We start from the raw sequence: 17,711 nt of genomic DNA on the forward strand, positions 1-17,711 counted from the left end.
AGGGGCACTATCTTATGTCAGCGGCGGCAAAGCGTAAAGTATTTCTCAATAGAGATTGCAATTGCACAACGCAAGCGTGAGAAAACATGCGGCTTCAGCTGATTTACTCTTCGAGCAGACCATTTTCAGTGAGCATATCTTGCACCAGTTCCAGCCGCAGCACGGGATTATCCTGGCTCAGCAGCAATTGCTTTTGCATGGCGCTCAGAGACAGCAGTTCGCACCAGCGGTTCGCCACCCAGCCGCACTCGTCGAGGCGGAAAGGCGGCTGCAAGGGCATTTGCTCGGGCGGGATCTTTTGCTCCTGCAAGGTGCGGATCAGGGCGCCGAGCGCGTCGGCCACGTTCTGCTGCTCCTGGGGAATGGGAATGGTCTTATCGGGCGGCAAGGTTTCGACCTGCGCCATCCACAAGCCGTGCTTCAGCTGCTCGCTGGAAAGAATGTGAAAGCGCTGCAGGCCCATGCATTTGATTTGCAGCAAGCCCGACAGGGGCGCGGCCCAGTCGATGACACGCGCCAGGGTGCCCACGGGCGCCAGGGTTTCGTGCTGGCCCGGCTTGCGTACTTCCGCGCCGTCCAGCAGCTGCACCACGCCGAACGGCTGCTCGCCCATGATGCACTGACGTATCATGTCCAGGTAGCGTACCTCGAAGATCTGCAGGGGCAGATAGCCATCGGGATACAGCACCGTATTGAGCGGGAACAAAGGTATCGAGGTCATAGGCGCATGATGGCACGAATGGCATATCCATGCTGCGCGCTTGCCTCCCCGATTATTTGTAGAAGCGGCGCTTTTTCGCCCGCTCCGCGGCTTTGGGCGCCAGCACCTTGACGGCCTTCTTCTGGATGGTGCCGCCGGCGGACGTGCCCGGCACGCGGTGCTCGGCCTCGAAACCGGGTTCCTCGTTGCGTTTCAGGGTTTGCCGCGTCAGCGCTTCCACGGCCGACAGCAATTCCACCTCGTCGGCGCAGACGAGGGAGATCGCTTCGCCCGAAGCGCCCGCACGGCCCGTGCGGCCGATGCGGTGGATATAGTCTTCAGCGACCGTCGGCAAGTCGAAATTGACGACGACGGGCAATTGCTCGATGTCCAGGCCACGGGCCGCCACGTCGGTAGCGACCAGCACCTGCACTTCCGCCGACTTGAAACGGGCCAGCGCGCGCAGGCGGTTCGGCTGCGTCTTGTCGCCGTGGATCGAGTCGGCGCGCACGCCCTGCTCCAGCAAGGTATTCACCAGCAGCTCGACGCCCTTGCGCGTCTTGACGAAGACCAATACCTGGCCCCAGCGCTTTTTCTTCAGCAAGTGCAAGAACAGTTCCGGCTTGCGTTTCTTGTCGCACACGATGACCGACTGTTTCACGGCCTTGACCGTGCTGTTGCGCGCGCTCACTTCCACCGAGACGGGATCCTTCAGCATGGTTTTCGCCATGGCGCGGATGGCGTCCGAGAACGTGGCCGAGAACAGCAGGGTCTGGCGCTGCTTGGGCATCGTCATCAGCAATATATCAAGCTCGCGCTCGAAGCCCAAGTCCAGCATGCGGTCCGCCTCGTCCAGCACCAGGGTTTGCACTTGCTCGAACTTGACGGCGCCCTGCGTCTGCAAGTCCAGCAAACGGCCCGGCGTGGCCACCAGCACGTCGAGGCCCTTGCGCAGCTTGCTGATCTGCGGCTCGATGGGCACGCCGCCGTAGGCGACAAAGCTGCGCAGCGGCAGGTTGCCGCCATAGCTGCGGAAACTGGCATAGACTTGCTCGGCCAGTTCGCGCGTGGGCACCAGCACCAGCACGCGCACGCACTGGGGCGCCACCACGCCTTCCAGGGCCAGTCGCTGCAGTAGCGGCACGGCAAAGCCGGCCGTCTTGCCCGTGCCTGTCTGGGCGGCGGCCATCAGGTCACGGCCGGCCAGCACGGCAGGAATCGCTTGCGCCTGCACGGGCGTGGGCTTGGCATAGCCGAGCTCATCGAGTTTGCGGACCAGGGGATCGATCAGGCCGAGGGAGGAAAACGTCATGGGGAAGCAATCTTGGCAAAGTAAAAGGTGGCGCGCACGGACTGGCCGTGCGCGCAATTGCCGAGATTATAGGCCAGCGGGGATGCCGGCCGGGGATTTCAGTACGAGAACGTCACGATCAGAACTTCATTTCCAGGGTCGCGCGCGCCTGCGGCGAACTCGGTGAAATGCTGTTGCGCACGATGGCGCCGCTGGCGTCCGCATACGTGGTGGTGCTTTCGAAGTCTTGCGCCAGCAGGTTCGACACGGCCAGGCGCAATTGATTCTTCGCGTCGAACTTCCACAGCGCATACATGTCGAGGTCGCGCCGTGGCGACGTATAGGCGCTCTGGCGCTCGGTGATGCGCACCGGGCCGCCATTGCGGAAATTGAAGCTGCCGCCCGTGCTCAAGACGCCGTCCGGCGTCTTGTAGTCGAGACCGAAGTTGCCGCTGACGGGGGTTTGCTGGTCGAGCCGGTTGTTTGGCCCCGGCACCTGCTCCACCTGCGACCAGTTGCGGCTGACGCTGGCGCGCAGGTCGATGGCCGGCACGGGCGCAGCCATGACGGCGCGCAGCGGGAACTTCGCTTCCAGTTCCAGTGTCTGCGTATTCGCGCGGCCATCGTTGACGGGCGTCGATACCCAGCGGTCATTGATGAACAGCAAGCCCTGGCGCGTATAGCCGTCGATGCGGCGGGCCGAGGCACGCGCGCTGAGCAAGGCGCCTTCGGCCCAGTAATGCTCGTACGAGGCATCGATGCCCAGCGCCAGCTCCGGCTTCAGATACGGATTGCCTTCGCGGTCGGGATCGGTCTGGCTATTGTTGGTCGAGGTATTGCGGCGCGGAATCAAGCTCGCCGTGGGTTGCGCCTTGTAGGTGCGCGTCAGGGCCAGCCGCACCTGGTCGCCCTTGGTATCAGGTAACTTCCACAGGGTTTGCAGCAGCGGGCTCCACACGCTGGTGCGCTGATTCACTTCGTCGTAGGTATCGCCCGCGCTGCGCGTATCGATTCCTTCCCAGCGCACGCCCGCATACATGGACCAGCGCGGCGCGATTTCCCAGTCGTCCTGCACGAACAAAGCCAGGCGCTGGATGGTGGCGTCGAAACCCTCGTCGCTGTTGACGGGCGGGCGCGCGCCCGAGGCGCCCAGCGCCGCTTCGCGCTGGCGGCGCGTTTCCTCGCGCTGCGTGTAGGCGCCATCCCAACCCATCGACAGGGCGTGACCGGGCAGCAAGGGCGTGGAATACTTGCCGGTGGAACTGACGCCGTTTTCCGTCGCCTTCACGCCCACCTGGCGGTCGAGCGCCAGGCCGCTGCCGTCGATAAAGCCCTGCTGCAGCCTGTCGGACGTATTGCGGGCGGCCGAGGCGCCAACTTTCAATTCCAGCCTGGCGCCGCCGGCCAGCTTGTGCATCCACGTCAGGTCGCTGCGGCCGAAGGCATTGTGGTTGCTGGAGCTGCCCGTATTCGTGTCATAGTCGGGGCGCACGCCCTGCTCCGTTTCCGCGCGGCTGAAATTACGGTGATTCGAGCGCCCGCCATTGAAGAAAAATTGCGCCGTCAGATTGTCGCCGCCGGCCAGTACCCAGTTCAGGCGCGGCGACAGATTGATGCCTTCCGGACGGCCATCACCCGTGCCATTCGTGCGGCGCAGCAGGTTTTGCCGGCCGTCGGGCGCATAGCCCAGTTCCAGTCCCGGATTGTCGTAGTGGTAATCGTAGCGGAACAGCGAGCCGGCCATGGAATACGAGAAATTGCCGTCGCGGTCGGACAGTTGCAGATTGACGCTGGGCGAGAAGCTCACGTCGCTGCCCTGCACGCCCAGCTTGAGCTCGCGCTGCGCCGTCTTCACGGCTTTCTTGAGCACCACATTGATGGTGCCGGCGATCGACTGCGTGCTGTACTCGGCGCTGGCCGCGTGCAGGATCTCGATGCGCTCGATCACGTCGGGCGACAGGGTGTCGAGCGAAAAGCCGGCCGGCGCCCGCTCGCCGTTAAGCAATATCTGCGTATAGCCGCTGCCCAGGCCGCGCATGCGGATTTCGCCGCCCGAGCGTCCGGCCGCGCCGGACACGGTAATGCCGGGCAAGCGCTTGAGCACGTCGGTGACATTCGTGTCACCATACTTGAGGATTTCCTCGCTGCCCACGACCATCTTGCTGGCCGTATCGTCGCGGCGCGGATCATAGCCGCTACCCTTGACTTCGACGGTCTGCATGGCGGGCGCGGCTGGCTTTTCAGCCTTCAGCGGCACGGCGGCGTTATCGGTGCCGGACGTTTCGGATTGCTGGGCCTGGGCATTCCAGGCAAGTAAAACGGCGGAACAAAGGACGGTAAGGCGAAGGCAACGGCGTGGCATCATGACCTGGCTAAAAAAAAGTTGGCTGAATAAAAATGGCTAAATGCTAAAAAACAGGCCGCTGTATTGTGCTGTAATTTTTTCCGAGTGACACAGTTTCCTGAAAATATTTCCTATAGCAAATTAAATTCGGTGGCCGGCTGCGATACGCACCCTTGCATACGGCATTATCATTGCGCGCCACATCGCCGCTATAATGCGTTTTCGCCATTATTCCGCTCACCCCGTCAAAGGCTTCCCATCGTGTCTGACCGTCTTGCCGTTTTGCCTCAATATCTGCTGCCCAAGGGGGCGTTGACCAACTTTGCCGGACGCATCGCCGGCGCCAAGGGCGGCGCCATGACGACGCGTTTGATCCGCTGGTTCGTCGGCCGCTACAACGTCAACATGGATGAGGCGCTGGACCCGGACATCACGCACTACGCCAGCTTCAACGACTTTTTCACGCGCGCGCTGCGCCCCGATGCCCGTCCGCTGGCCCAGGCCGACTACGTCTGCCCCGTCGATGGCCGCATCAGCCAGTTCGGCAGCATCGACAAGGACCAGATCTTCCAGGCCAAAGGCCACAACTTCAGCACCACGGCCCTGGTGGGCGGCGATGCGGCCCTGGCGGCCCAGTTCGAGCATGGCAGCTTCGCCAACCTGTACCTGAGCCCGCGCGACTACCACCGCATCCACATGCCGTGCGACGGCCGTTTGACGCGCATGATTTATGTTCCCGGTGAACTATTTTCCGTCAACCCGACGACGGCGCGCGGCATTCCCGGCCTGTTCGCCCGCAACGAGCGCGTCGTCTGCGTGTTCGACACGGCCAACGGCCCCTTCGTCATGACCCTGGTCGGCGCCACCATCGTCGGCAGCATGGCCACCGTCTGGCACGGCGTCGTCAACCCGCCCCGCACCGGTGAGATCCGCGACTGGAGCTATGCGAACGACAATGTGGTGCTGAAACAGGGCGAAGAGCTGGGCCGCTTCCTGCTCGGTTCCACCGTCGTGATGCTGTTCCCGAAAGACACCGTGCAATTCAATGCCAACTGGCAACCGGCCGGCCCCGTGCAGCTGGCTGAAGTCATGGGTAACGTACCGAGGTAAGCGAGCGGGACGCGCGCCTACACGGGCGCATCCGTGCGGTACATTTCTTCCATCAAGTCCAGGAATGCGCGCGTCTTGGCCGGCATCAAGCGCCGACCGGGAAACACGGCCCAGCCCGTGACCAGCGGGAAACTCCACTCCGGCAATACGCGCACCAGTTCCCCCGTCGCCACATACGCCTTGGCAAAGCGGTCCGTGCTGGCCGCGATGCCCACGCCCGTGCAAGCCATGCGCACCAGCAATTCCGGAGAATTCGCCAGCAGGCGCACGGGCAAATCGCGCTCCCACGTCGTCTTGCCACGAATCAAAGTCCAATGCACGAGACCATGCACGGCGCGGGGCAAGCTGAGCAGATCATGGCCGTATAAATCGTCGGGATGTTCGGGCAAGCCGTGCACGCTCGTGTATTGCGGCGAGGCATACAGGGCCAAGGTGCTGAAGGCCACGCGGCGCGCCGCCAGGCTGGCGTCGTCGGGCAAGTTGCCCATGCGGATGGCCAGGTCAAAATTTTCTTCCAGCAAGTCCACCCTGCGCGCCGACAAGTCCAGCTCCAGCGAAATGGCCGGGTAGCGGCGCACGAATTCGGCCAGTACCTGGCGCATCAGCGCGTCGCCGAAATCGGCCGGCATGGAAATGCGCAGCAAGCCGCTGGGCCCCGCCTGGCGGTGCTGGGCCAGCGCGCCGGCCGCCTCCGTTTCTTCCACCACCTTGCGCGCATGTTCGAGCAGGCTGGCGCCAAACTCCGTCAGCGCCAGCTTGCGCGTGGTGCGCAGCAGCAGCCGTTCGCCCAACTTCGCTTCCAGCAGCGAGATGCGGCGCGACAGGGTCGACTTGGGCAAGTCCACGCGCTGGGCGGCACGCGAAAAACTGCCGCACTCGACGACGCGCGCGAACAGCAGCAAATCTCCAGGATCAATATCCATGAGTTTATTCCATGAGTGGATTAATGTTATCCATTTTAACGGCTTCCGCATCAATTTTGGAATTGCTATAGTTCATCCATCGCAAGACACCTCACAACGGAGAAAACAAGATGAACATCCTGCAAATCAATTCCAGCGCCCGCAGCACCGGTTCCGCCTCGACCCGTCTGGCTGACGCCATCGTTGCCCGCGTGCAAGCCGCCAACCCCGGCGCCACCCTGGCGCGCCGCGACCTGGCTGCCGCACCGCACCCTGTGCTCGACGAGCCGACCCTGCAAGCGCTGTTCACCCCGGCCGACAAGCGCACGCCGGAACAGGCGGCCCGCATCGCCCTGGACGACGCGCTGATTGCGCAAGTGCAAGCAGCCGACGTCATCGTCATCGGCGCACCGATGTACAACTTCGGCATCACCGTGCAACTGAAAAGCTGGTTCGACGCGATTGCCCGCGCCAACGTCACCTTCAAGTACACGGAAAACGGCCCCGTGGGCCTGTTGACCGGCAAGAAAGTCTACGTGGGCCTGTCCCGCGGCGGCTTGCACCGCGACAGCGCCAACGATAGCCAGGTGCCTTACCTGAACACCATGTTCGGTTTCCTGGGCCTGACGGACGTGCAATACGTGTATTCGGAAGGCATGGGCATGGGCCCGGAAGCCGTGGCCAAGGCACAGGCGCAAGCGGACGCCGAGATCAACGCGATCCTGGTGTAATGCACGTACCAAGCTGGGGTCAGGCGGAGACGCCGAGTTCCGCCGGGTCTGATCCCAAACAGGAGAAAACAATGAGCGACATCACCACCGTCAACAAGCCACGCGCCGTCGAGCGCGTGATCGCCGGCCAGGCCGTCATGGATGGCGCCGGCGTGAAGATCAACCGCGTGCTGACGCAGCAGCTGCAGCGCCGTCTCGACCCGTTTTTGATGCTCGACAACTTTGCCAGCGACAAGCCGAACGACTATATCGCCGGTTTCCCCGAGCATCCGCACCGGGGTTTTGAAACGGTGTCGTACATGATCACGGGACGCATGCGCCACAAGGACAGCGCGGGCCACGAAGGCTTGCTGACTTCGGGCGGCGTGCAATGGATGACGGCCGGCAGCGGCGTGATCCACTCGGAAATGCCGGAACAGGAAGAAGGCGTGATGGAAGGTTTTCAGTTGTGGCTGAACCTGCCTGCGCGCGACAAGATGCGCACGCCGTGGTACCGCGATTTTACCAGCGCCGAAATCCCCCGCTACACGACGGACGACGGCGTGGCCGTGCAAGTGATCGCCGGCCAGAGCCATGGCGTGACGGGCGCCGTGCAGCGCGAGCTGACGGAACCGCTGTATCTCGACATCGACTTGCCAGCAGGCAGCAGCTTCGAGCAGCCCTTGCCGCCTGGCCATAACGCTTTCATCTACACGTTCCGTGGCGAGGTGCAGGTGGACGGCAAGGCCGTGCCCGCCCTGCGCATGGCCATCTTCGCCAACACGCCGGGCAGCGACGGCGTGCGCATCGAAGCGCCCGCAGGCGGCCGCGTAATCCTCGTCGCCGGCCAGCCCTTGAACGAGCCCATCGCGCAGTACGGTCCGTTTGTCATGAATACCCAGGCGGAAGTGTTTCAGGCCGTGCAGGATTTCCGCGAGGGCAAGTTTGGCGAGACGGCGGCCCAGTAAAAATGTTTGCTTAAAGAAAAACCTGCAGGCCATCAAGCCTGCAGGTTTTTTTACGTGCCGACTATGTTGTTGCTTTTCAATTACACTGACGGCAACCTCATTCCACAAAGCATTCCATGCAGCCCACGCACACCGAACACGACGCCACCCATTTGCACGCCCACCTGAAGGGCGACGCCCAGCACACGCACTCGTTCGAGGGGCGCAGCCAGAGCATCCTCGCGTGGGCGCTGGGGCTGACCCTGTCGTTTGCCGGCATCGAGGTGGCGGCCGGCTTCATGTCCAATTCACTGGCGCTGATTTCCGACGCGGGCCACATGGTCACGGACGCGGCCGCTCTGGGCCTGGCCCTGCTGGCGCAGCTCATCGCGCGCCGCCCGCCCTCGCCGCGCCACTCGTTCGGCTTTGGCCGCGCCGAGGCGCTGGCCGCCTTCGTCAACGGCCTGGCCATGCTGTGCGTCGTGGGCTGGATCTGCTATGAAGCCGTGTTGCGCTTTTCCGCTCCGCAACCCGTCAAGGGCGGCATGGTCTTCATCGTCGCCTTCATCGGCCTGGCGATCAACGTGGTGGTGGCGTGGGTCCTGTCGAAAGACAAGCAAAGCGTGAACACGCGCGCCGCCCTCGTGCACGTGATGGGCGATTTGCTCGGCTCGGTCGCCGCCATCGTCGCGGGCGCCGTGATTTACTTCACGGGCTGGATGCAGATCGACCCGCTGCTGTCCGTGCTGGTATCGCTGCTGATTTTGAAATCGACCTTCGGGGTATTGAAAGAGTCCTACCACTTCCTGATGGAAGGCGTACCCATGCACATCGACTATATCGCCGTGGGCACGGACGTGGAGCAAGTGGACGGCGTGATTGCCGTGCACGATCTGCACGTGTGGGACATGTCGCCGGGCCAGCCGGCCCTGATCGGCCACGTGGAAATCGAGCACCTCGACCATTGGCCGAAGGTCTTGCGCGCGATCAAGAAGATGCTGTTGGCCAAGCATGGGATCGATCACATTACCTTGCAGCCGGAGACGGCGGCGATGGCGGGGTTGCATCAGGGTGACAAAACACACTGATTGAACCCAACGGCAAATACTGGGGTCGTACGGGGACGCCGAGTCCCTGAGGGTACGACCCCGGCCTCTGCGCTCGGGGTTAAATTTAGCTAACTCCGTCGGGCTTCCAACACGCCACTGACATCCTTAATCACATTCAGCGCCTTCAACAGCTGCGCCGTCGAGCTGATCTCGGCCGTAAACGTCATGCGGGCCTGGCCCTTGGCGCTTTGAGTGTTGACGCCGATCACGTTGATTTTCTCTCGCGAAAAGATTTCGGAAATGTCGCGCAGCAAGCCCTGGCGGTCGCCGGCGAGAATGAAGACGTCGACCGGATACACGGTATCGTGCCCGCCCGTGCTGCCCCACTCGGTAAAAATCACGCGCTCGGGCGACTTGGCGCGCATTTCCTCGAAGTTCTTGCAGGTGGCGCGGTGAATCGACACGCCTTTGCCGCGCGTGACGAAGCCGACGATACTGTCCGGCGGCGCCGGTTTGCAGCACTTGGCCAGCACCGTCATCAAGCCCTCGGTGCCCACCACCAGCACGCCGGACTTGGCGCCCTGCTCCACGCTGGAGGCGCGGCTTTTACCCACCAGCACGGCGTCTTCCGGCACCACCACTTCGCCATTGTCGTGCAGCGCCTGCTCCACGTGGCGCAGGCTGAATTCATCCTTGCCCACCGACAGGAACAGTTCGTCGACTTTCGCAAAGCCCAGCTTTTGCGCCAGCGCTTCCAGATTGACGGCCGTCTTGCCTTCGCGCTGCAAGGATTTCTCCACCAGCGCGCGGCCATGGGCCAGGGTTTCCTGCATGTCGATGGCGTGGAACCAGGCACGAATTTTGGAACGCGTGCGCGTGCTGACGGCATAGCCGGCGCCCAGCCAGTCGCGCGATGGACCGGCCGTGCCCGGCGCCCCCTTGGCCGTGATGATTTCGCAGGTCTGGCCATTCTTTAATTGCGTATTCAGGGGCACCATGATGCCGTCGACCTTGGCGCCGCGGCAGCGGTGGCCCACATCCGTGTGCAGGTGATAGGCAAAATCGACGGGCGTGGCGCCCACGGGCAATTCCAGCACCCGCGCCTGCGGCGTCATGACGAAGATGCGGTCGTCCAGGGTCGCCGATTTGAGCTTTTCCACCCATTCGCGCTGGATTTCTTCCTGGCCCACGACGGCGTCGGCCACTTCCGTCTTCCACGCCAGCAACTGGCGCAGCCAGGCGATTTTCTCGTCGTATTTCTGGCCGGCAAAGTTCGAGCCGCCCTCTTCCTTGTAGCGCCAGTGCGCGGCCACGCCGTATTCGGCAAAGCTGTGCATTTCATTGGTGCGGATTTGCACTTCCAGCGGGCGGCCATCCTCGGCCGTCACCACCGTGTGCAGCGACTGATACCCATTCGGTTTCGGCCGGGAAATGTAATCGTCGAATTCTTTCGGGATGGGGGTCCAGATATTGTGGACCACGCCCAGCACCGTGTAACAAGTTTTCACGTCGGAAACGATGACGCGGAAGGCGCGCACGTCGTACAGGGCCGTGAAATCGAGTTCCTTGCCGCGCATCTTGTTCCAGATGCTGTAAATGTGTTTCGGGCGGCCAAATACTTCCGCCTGGATACCGGCCGACGCCAGTTCCGTCTGCAGGCGCAGAATCGCCGAGGAAACAAAGCCCTCGCGCATCATGCGCTTTTCTTCCAGCATCTTGGCGATGCGTTTATACGCTTCCGGCTCGATGAAGCGGAACGATAAATCTTCCAGTTCCCACTTCAGCTGCCAGATACCGAGGCGGTTGGCCAGCGGCGCGTACAAATCCAGCGTTTCCTTGCCGTATTCGCGCGTCATTTCGTTGAACAGTTTTAGTTCGGCGAAATAGCGCAAGGTCGTCACGCAAGCGGCCAGGCGCACCAGCACGACACGCATGTCGGAAGCCATCGCCAGCAGCATCTTGCGCAAGGTTTCCACCTGGGCCACGGCTTGCTGCGCCGCATTCTTGCCGCGACCGGCAGCGCTGCCGTGCTGCGCCTGGGTCAGCGCGCGCAAACGGATCAGCTGGCGCACGCCTGTCGCCAGGTCGCATACCTGCTTGCCGAAGCGCGGCTCGATATCGGCCGCCGTATCCGGGTCCAGCAGGGTCAGCTCGAACATCAGGCCGGCGATGCGCGTTTCCGCATCGCTGCGCAGGAAAGCCAGGGTGTTGGCCACGCCGATGGCGAATTCCAGCGCGGAACGGCCGGCAAAGGTCTGCTTGTCGCCATACGCTTCGGTGGCATACGCGAGCGCGTCCAGCACGCGCGCGCTGTCCGGCGCACTCAAGCCCTCTACCAGTTGTTCCGAGGTGACGCTGTTCGGGGCCGAGATGGAAACCATGTAATGCCTTATAAACTGAAAAACCAGATAACTTAGCGCTCTGCAGCGATGATGACGATTTCAACCAGGCATGCCGGATTGGCCAGCTTCGCCTCGACGGTGGCGCGCGGCGGCGTGTGGCTTGACGCCACCCAGTCATCCCATACTTCATTCATGCCGTCGAAGTCTTTCATGTCGGCGATGTAGATCTGGCACGACAGGATGCAGGTCTTGTCGCTGCCCGCTTCCATCAGCAAACGGTCGACGTGACCGAGCACTTCGCGCGTCTGGCCGACGATATCTTGCGTGGTGTCTTCGGCGATCTGGCCAGCCAGGTAGATGGTGTTGTTGTGTATGGCTACTTCGGAGAGGCGTTTGCCTACGTGCAGTCGTGTAATTTCCATGCTTCTTCTTTCGGTTGTTTCAAAATCTGTACAGCGGTGTTGCTTGTTGCCTGGTTACTTGCCCAGCAAAAACTTGCGCGCGATGGCGATCTGGTCGTCGTGCACGAAGGTGGGCGCATGGCCCACGCCGGCGATTTCCACCAGCTGCGCCTTCGGGCCGCGGCCCAGCATGATCTGCGCCGTCGCGTGCGACAGCAAGTCGGATTCCGACCCGCGCACCAGCAAGGTGGGGCAGCGCACGGCATCATACGCGGCCCACAGCATGGCTTCGTCGCTGGCCGCCGATTCCGGCGTGGCCGAGCGGAACGGCATGGCCAGTCCCATATCATAGTGGCGGCGCCAGTGGCCATCCTTATCCTGGCGCAACACATCCACTGCCAGTTTATGCCATTCCGCGTCCGTGTGCGGGCCGAAGCTGGCGGACACGTCGCGCACAAACCTGGCGCCCTGCTCGAAGGTATCAAAACGCAAGTCCTGGCCGATGTAGTCGCCGATGCGCTGCAAGGCTTCCGGCGCCAGGGTCGGGCCGATATCGTTCAAGACCAGCTTGCTGATCGGGCTGTTCGGCAACGATGCCAGGCCCAGGCCGATCAAGCCGCCCATCGAGGTGCCGAACCAGTCCACCGTCTGACGCTCGCCGTTGGCCAGCACGCGTGCCAGCAGGGTCACCATGTCGCTCACATATTGCGGCACGCGGTAAAACTGCGGATTGGCCAGCCAGCCCGAGCGCCCGCGCCCCACCACATCGGGGCAGATGACGCGGTAATCGCTGGCCATGGCGCGCGCCAGGTTGTCGAAGTCGTCCGCCACGCGCGTCACGCCATGGGCGCAGACGAGCACGTTCGGATTGTCCGCCGCGCCCCACTCCTTGTACGACATGGTATGCAAGCCTGCGGGGGAGATGCACTGGACGGATTTGATGCTCGCTTCGATCATGCCAATTCCTTATTTGATATAAAAAGAGCACCGCTTCCTGCCTTCTGCCGGGTGTCCCGCGCGCGACGCTACGGCAGTGTAACGCAGCGCGGGCAATGCTCCAAGCGCGCGCCTGAAATGCTGCACCGCAGCACAGCACTCGCACGTTCGCCATGGCGCAATACCCGATATAGCGAAACTGCATATCTGCGGTTATCCACAATTGAGCCGGCCCGGCAATGGGCGGATGATCGCAGCATCAACCCGCAAGAGGAGACCACTCGTGAAAAAACCATTCTATAAAATCCTGTATGTCCAGGTGCTGTTCGCCATCGTGGCCGGCGTGCTGCTGGGGGTGTTCTACCCGTCGAACGCCGTCGACATGAAACCGCTGGGTGACGGCTTTATCAAACTGATCAAGATGATCATCGCCCCCGTGATCTTCTGTACCGTGGTCTCCGGCATTGCCGGCATGCAGGACGTCAAGAAGATCGGCCGCGTAGGCGGCAAGGCGCTGCTGTACTTTGAAGTGGTCTCCACCTTCGCGCTGGGCATCGGCTTGCTGGTAGCCAATATCCTGAAACCGGGCGCCGGCTTCAACGCCGATCCCGCCCACCTGGACGCCAAGTCGATCGCGCAATACACGCACGCCGAAGGCCTGTCGACGGTGGACTTCCTGATGAACATCATCCCGAAGACCTTCGTTGACGCCTTCGCCAAAGGCGACATCCTGCAAGTGCTGCTGATCGCCATCCTGTTCGGCTTCGCGCTGTCCCTGCTGGGCGAGCGCGGCCGTCCGGTCACCAAGCTGATCGACGACCTGTCGCATGCCATCTTCGGCATGGTCAACATCATCATGAAAGTCGCACCGATCGGCGCGTTCGGCGCGATGGCCTTCACCATCGGCAAATACGGCCTGGCTTCGCTGATTCCATTGGCTAAACTGATGGGTTCGTTCTACCTGACCTGCTTCCTGTTCATCTTCGTCGTGCTGGGCCTGATCGCCAAGTACACGGGCTTCTCCATCGGCCGCTTCTTGCTGTACATCAAGGAAGAACTGCTGATCGTGCTGGGCACGAGCTCGTCGGAATCGGCGCTGCCGGCCCTGATGAAAAAACTCGAGCGCCTGGGTTGCTCCAAACCGGTGGTCGGCCTAGTCGTGCCTACCGGCTACTCGTTCAACCTGGACGGCACCAATATCTACATGACCATGGCTGCCCTGTTTGTAGCACAGGCAACCAACACGGACCTGACCATTTGGCAGGAACTGACCATCCTGGGCGTGGCGATGCTGACCTCGAAAGGCGCGTCCGGCATCACGGGCGCCGGCTTCATCACCTTGGCCGCGACCCTGGCCGTGGTGCCGACGATTCCCGTGGCCGGCATGGCGCTGATCCTGGGCATCGACCGCTTCATGAGCGAATGCCGCGCGCTGACCAACTTTATCGGCAACGGCGTAGCCACCATCGTCGTGTCGAAATGGGAAAAAGAACTGGACATGGACAAGCTGCACAGCGAGCTGGCCCATCCCACCCACCCGACCGACGACGCCTACGTCGCACCGAGCGTGAATATCGTCAAGTAAAGCGGTACTCAACATTGAAAAGCCCTGCGGAGCGATCCGCAGGGCTTTTTTCATTGTGCGCGGGTTTTAGCGCATCATCAACCCACAGTAAATCATGCATCAATATTTATCATGATGATCAATGCCTGGAAAACCATTACAGTGCTGTCACCTGTTCGCCGCCAGGCTCGCGCATAATGACATTGCGTTAATGCAAGCCTGACACCGAACCATCCACTTTTTGAATGGAGTACGCCATGTCCCTCTCGCCCGCCCTTTACGCCACCTGGTCCCCACGCTTGCTGGGCCTGCTGCGCATCATCCTCGGCTTCCTCTACATCCAGCACGGCACGGCCAAGCTGTTCGGCGTGCCGCACGTGGCCATGTTCGACGGCTTGCAACTGTTTTCCCTGATGGGCGCGGCCGGCGTGCTGGAACTGGTGGGCGGCGCCCTGTTGCTGCTCGGCCTGTTCACGCGTCCCGTCGCTTTCATCCTGTCGGGCCAGATGGCCGTGGCCTATTTTCTGATGCACGCGCCAAGCGCCTTCCTGCCGATCCTGAACGGCGGCGAAATGGCCGTGATGTACTGCTTCACCTTCCTGTACTTCGCGGCAGCGGGCGCCGGCGCCTACAGCCTCGACGGCTTGCGCGGCAAGGCGGGCGCATAAAAAAAGGGCGGACATCGCTGTCCGCCCTGCTTCAATACGACAATCCGCTTATGTTCCGCTTATACGGCGGAAACGTCCAGCTCAGCGCCCGTGGCCGCCTGCACCTGCTCCTTGGTCACGCCCGGCGCCAGTTCCACCAGCTTCAAGCCGTTTTCCGTCACGTCGATGACGCCCAGGTCGCTGATGATGACGTCGACCACGCCCACGCCCGTCAGCGGCAAGTCGCACTGTTTCAGCAATTTATGCGACGTCGTGCCGTCCTTGGCCGTGGCCACGTGCTCCATCAGCACCACGACGCGCTTGACACCGGCGACCAGGTCCATCGCGCCGCCCATGCCCTTGACCATCTTGCCTGGAATCATCCAGTTCGCCAGGTCGCCCTTTTCCGACACCTGCATGGCGCCCAGGATGGCCAGGTTGATCTTGCCGCCACGAATCATGCCGAATGAGTCAGCCGAGCTGAAGTAGGCGGCGCCGGGCAAGGCCGTCACTGTCTGCTTGCCAGCGTTGATCAGGTCGGCATCGACTTCCGCGTCGGTGGGGAAAGGGCCGATGCCCAATAACCCGTTTTCCGACTGCAAAAACACTTCCATATTGTCCGGCACATAGTTGGCCACCAGGGTCGGCAAGCCGATGCCCAGGTTCACATAAAAGCCATCCTGCAATTCCTTTGCCGCGCGCGCGGCCATTTCATCTCTCGTCCAAGCCATGATTATCTCCGTATTCTTTTTTATGCTTCAGTGCGCACGGTGCGCTGCTCGATGCGTTTTTCCGGGTTCGCGTTGACCACGATGCGGTGCACGAAGATGCTGGGGGTGTGCACCTGGTCCGGGTCGATATCGCCCACTTCGACCAGTTTTTCCACTTCGACGATGGTGATCTTGCCCGCCATGGCCACGTTGGGATTGAAATTGCGCGCCGTTTTGCGGTAAACCAAATTGCCGGCACGGTCGGCCATGTAGGCTTTCACCAACGATACGTCAGCCACCAGGCTGCGTTCCATCACGTATTGTTCGCCGTCGAATTCGCGCAGTTCCTTGCCGTCGGCAACGATGGTGCCCACGCCCGTCTTGGTGAAGAAGGCGGGAATGCCGGCGCCACCGGCGCGCAGTTTTTCGGCCAGGGTGCCCTGCGGCGTGAATTCCAGTTCCAGCTCGCCGGCCAGGTACTGGCGCGCGAATTCCTTGTTTTCGCCCACGTAGGAGGCGATCATTTTCTTGATCTGGCGCGTGGTCAGCAACTGGCCCAGGCCGAAGCCGTCCACGCCGGCGTTGTTGGAAATGGCCGTCAGGCCCGTCACGCCCGAATCGCGCAAGGCGCCGATCAGGGCTTCGGGAATGCCGCACAGGCCGAAGCCGCCGACGGCGATGGTCTGGCCATCTTGGACGATACCGGCCAGCGCCGAGGCGGCGTCAGGATAAACTTTATTCATGGGTGTCCCTCTATCTTTTGTTAAGCTTTGGTCTTGAGTCCATGACTCAGGCAGCGACTCAGCATAAAATACGCGAGTGGAAAGTACAATACCGTAGAACTACCGGCGCCGTGCCAGCAATCCCACTGTGAGAGTGATACGTATCAGATGAACGCCGCGTCAGCCATCGATTATGAAAGCATCTTCCTGCACGCGCCCGTGGGCATGTGCATGTCGGAAAACCGCATCATGCGCAGCTGCAACGAAGCGCTGGCGGACATGTTCGGCTATGCGCGCGCCCAGCTCGACGACCAGTCCTTCGAAGTACTCTACCCCACGCACGACGAATTCCTGCGCACGGGTGACCGCATCATCCCCATCATGAACGCCAAGGGCCGCTATTCGGACGAGCGCATCATGCGCCGCAGTAATGGTGAATTGTTCTGGTGCCATGTGACGGGCCACGCCATGCTGCCGGGCCAGCCACTGGGGGCCGGCATCTGGACGTTCGAGGATGTCAGCGAGAAACGCCCCGTGACGGCCCAGTTGACGCCGCGCGAGCGCGAAATCGCCGCCCTGCTGGTGGAAGGCAAGACCAGCAAGGTCATCGCCCGCCAGATCGACCTCAGCCCCCGCACGGTGGAAATGCACCGCGCCAAGCTGATGCGCAAATTCGCCGCCGCGACGTCGTCCGAACTGGTGCACAAGCTGGTGGGACTGAGCTGGCAAGTTTAAGAGCCTATCCCAAGACGATCATGAGGAATCAACCCCAGTATGGGTTCATTTCCATCAGGGCGAGATAATCGTCTTTGGTCACACCGACGATCACCTTGTCATGATATGTACCATTTTTATAGAACCATTTCCGGCGTATTCCTTCATGTTTCCAGCCGCCTTTTTCTATGTAAAACTTGATTGAGCGTTCATTGTATTCAATCATGTCGCCATCAAGCCGGTTCAGGCCGAGCTCCATGAATGCGTAGCGCATGATGGAAAATAGGGCATCCAGAGCATAGCCCTTGCCGCGGATATTCTGCTGCCCTATCATCATTCCATGGAAAGCGGTCTTGTTTTTCCAGTCAATATTAATGATATTGGCTGTGCCAATCAATCCGTGCTCTGCGGTATCAATGCAGAAAACATGATCGGTCAAATTATTGTCCTTCCGGCTACGCACCCAATCTTCCGTCGAACGGCTTGAAAATGGAAAATGCCATCCGCCCAACATGCTCCAGATCTCGGGATCGTTGCTCCATTGATGTAATTGCGCAATATCGGCCACTTCCGGAGCGCGCAAGGTAACAATTTTTCCATGAATATTCACATTGACTCCAAC

Annotated in this window: 17 protein-coding genes; 7 read left to right on the forward strand and 10 right to left on the reverse strand. The window is 61.5% G+C overall.

Annotation, left to right across the window (positions count from 1 at the left end; translation table 11 throughout):
• Positions 1-103: 103 nt before the first annotated feature.
• The 3 genes from KY494_RS05080 to KY494_RS05090 form a co-directional block, all read right to left on the reverse strand.
• Positions 104-721, reverse strand: coding sequence for an LON peptidase substrate-binding domain-containing protein (locus KY494_RS05080; RefSeq protein WP_219890153.1), 618 nt, complete (start codon positions 719-721; stop codon positions 104-106).
• Positions 722-773: 52 nt separating this feature from the next.
• Positions 774-2,012, reverse strand: a complete 1,239-nt coding sequence (locus KY494_RS05085; protein ID WP_219890154.1) for a DEAD/DEAH box helicase — start codon at positions 2,010-2,012, stop codon at positions 774-776.
• A 118-nt stretch (positions 2,013-2,130) separates the two neighbouring features.
• Positions 2,131-4,356, reverse strand: a complete 2,226-nt coding sequence (locus tag KY494_RS05090) for a TonB-dependent siderophore receptor (RefSeq protein WP_258194670.1) — start codon at positions 4,354-4,356, stop codon at positions 2,131-2,133.
• Between the two features lie 240 nt (positions 4,357-4,596).
• Here KY494_RS05090 and asd point away from each other — a divergent pair, with 240 nt between their 5' ends.
• Positions 4,597-5,445, forward strand: coding sequence for an archaetidylserine decarboxylase (gene asd, locus KY494_RS05095; RefSeq protein ID WP_219890155.1), 849 nt, complete (start codon positions 4,597-4,599; stop codon positions 5,443-5,445).
• 17 nt (positions 5,446-5,462) lie between these two features.
• Here asd and KY494_RS05100 read toward each other — a convergent pair whose 3' ends face one another.
• Positions 5,463-6,368 (reverse strand): LysR family transcriptional regulator, encoded by a 906-nt coding sequence (locus KY494_RS05100; protein ID WP_219890156.1) that lies wholly within the window; start codon positions 6,366-6,368, stop codon positions 5,463-5,465.
• Between the two features lie 110 nt (positions 6,369-6,478).
• On the opposite strand from KY494_RS05100, the gene KY494_RS05105 reads away from it, so the two are divergent.
• From KY494_RS05105 to KY494_RS05115, 3 genes are all read left to right on the forward strand, one after another.
• Positions 6,479-7,078, forward strand: coding sequence for an FMN-dependent NADH-azoreductase (locus KY494_RS05105; RefSeq protein ID WP_071077794.1), 600 nt, complete (start codon positions 6,479-6,481; stop codon positions 7,076-7,078).
• Between the two features lie 71 nt (positions 7,079-7,149).
• Positions 7,150-8,025 carry a pirin family protein gene (locus KY494_RS05110; RefSeq protein ID WP_219890157.1) on the forward strand — a complete coding sequence of 292 codons (876 nt, stop codon included), beginning with the start codon at positions 7,150-7,152 and terminating at the stop codon, positions 8,023-8,025.
• Between the two features lie 116 nt (positions 8,026-8,141).
• Entirely contained in the window at positions 8,142-9,092 is a 951-nt protein-coding gene (locus KY494_RS05115) for a cation diffusion facilitator family transporter (RefSeq protein ID WP_219135499.1), read from the forward strand.
• 89 nt (positions 9,093-9,181) lie between these two features.
• On the opposite strand, the gene KY494_RS05120 is transcribed toward KY494_RS05115, so the two are convergent.
• From KY494_RS05120 to KY494_RS05130, 3 genes are read right to left on the reverse strand one after another with little or no spacing between them, the layout of a single operon-like run.
• The gene (locus KY494_RS05120) at positions 9,182-11,434 is read right to left on the reverse strand and encodes a bifunctional (p)ppGpp synthetase/guanosine-3',5'-bis(diphosphate) 3'-pyrophosphohydrolase (protein WP_219135500.1); all 2,253 of its coding nucleotides are present in this window, start codon (positions 11,432-11,434) and stop codon (positions 9,182-9,184) included.
• Between the two features lie 32 nt (positions 11,435-11,466).
• On the reverse strand, positions 11,467-11,817 hold the full coding sequence (locus KY494_RS05125) for a RidA family protein (protein WP_219135501.1): 351 nt from the start codon (positions 11,815-11,817) through the stop codon (positions 11,467-11,469).
• Positions 11,818-11,871: 54 nt separating this feature from the next.
• Positions 11,872-12,753 (reverse strand): alpha/beta fold hydrolase, encoded by an 882-nt coding sequence (locus KY494_RS05130; protein ID WP_219890158.1) that lies wholly within the window; start codon positions 12,751-12,753, stop codon positions 11,872-11,874.
• 226 nt (positions 12,754-12,979) lie between these two features.
• Here KY494_RS05130 and KY494_RS05135 point away from each other — a divergent pair, with 226 nt between their 5' ends.
• Together KY494_RS05135 and KY494_RS05140 are read left to right on the forward strand one after the other, a co-directional pair.
• Entirely contained in the window at positions 12,980-14,317 is a 1,338-nt protein-coding gene (locus KY494_RS05135) for a dicarboxylate/amino acid:cation symporter (protein WP_257572201.1), read from the forward strand.
• Between the two features lie 236 nt (positions 14,318-14,553).
• Positions 14,554-14,964 (forward strand): DoxX family protein, encoded by a 411-nt coding sequence (locus KY494_RS05140; protein ID WP_219890159.1) that lies wholly within the window; start codon positions 14,554-14,556, stop codon positions 14,962-14,964.
• Positions 14,965-15,023: 59 nt separating this feature from the next.
• Here the strand turns inward: KY494_RS05140 and KY494_RS05145 are convergent, their stop codons facing one another.
• Both KY494_RS05145 and KY494_RS05150 read right to left on the reverse strand, forming a co-directional pair.
• A complete protein-coding gene (locus tag KY494_RS05145) occupies positions 15,024-15,674 on the reverse strand; it encodes a CoA transferase subunit B (protein ID WP_071077802.1) in 651 nt (216 codons plus the stop codon).
• Between the two features lie 20 nt (positions 15,675-15,694).
• Positions 15,695-16,396, reverse strand: a complete 702-nt coding sequence (locus tag KY494_RS05150; protein WP_219890160.1) for a CoA transferase subunit A — start codon at positions 16,394-16,396, stop codon at positions 15,695-15,697.
• A gap of 147 nt (positions 16,397-16,543) precedes the next feature.
• On the opposite strand from KY494_RS05150, the gene KY494_RS05155 reads away from it, so the two are divergent.
• Positions 16,544-17,110 carry a LuxR C-terminal-related transcriptional regulator gene (locus tag KY494_RS05155; protein ID WP_219890161.1) on the forward strand — a complete coding sequence of 189 codons (567 nt, stop codon included), beginning with the start codon at positions 16,544-16,546 and terminating at the stop codon, positions 17,108-17,110.
• 28 nt (positions 17,111-17,138) lie between these two features.
• Here KY494_RS05155 and KY494_RS05160 read toward each other — a convergent pair whose 3' ends face one another.
• Complete coding sequence (locus KY494_RS05160) at positions 17,139-17,699, reverse strand: GNAT family N-acetyltransferase (protein WP_219890162.1); 561 nt, start codon at positions 17,697-17,699, stop codon at positions 17,139-17,141.
• Positions 17,700-17,711: the final 12 nt, after the last annotated feature.

The sequence above is a fragment of the Janthinobacterium sp. PAMC25594 genome (assembly GCF_019443505.1).
Lineage (GTDB): Bacteria > Pseudomonadota > Gammaproteobacteria > Burkholderiales > Burkholderiaceae_D > Janthinobacterium.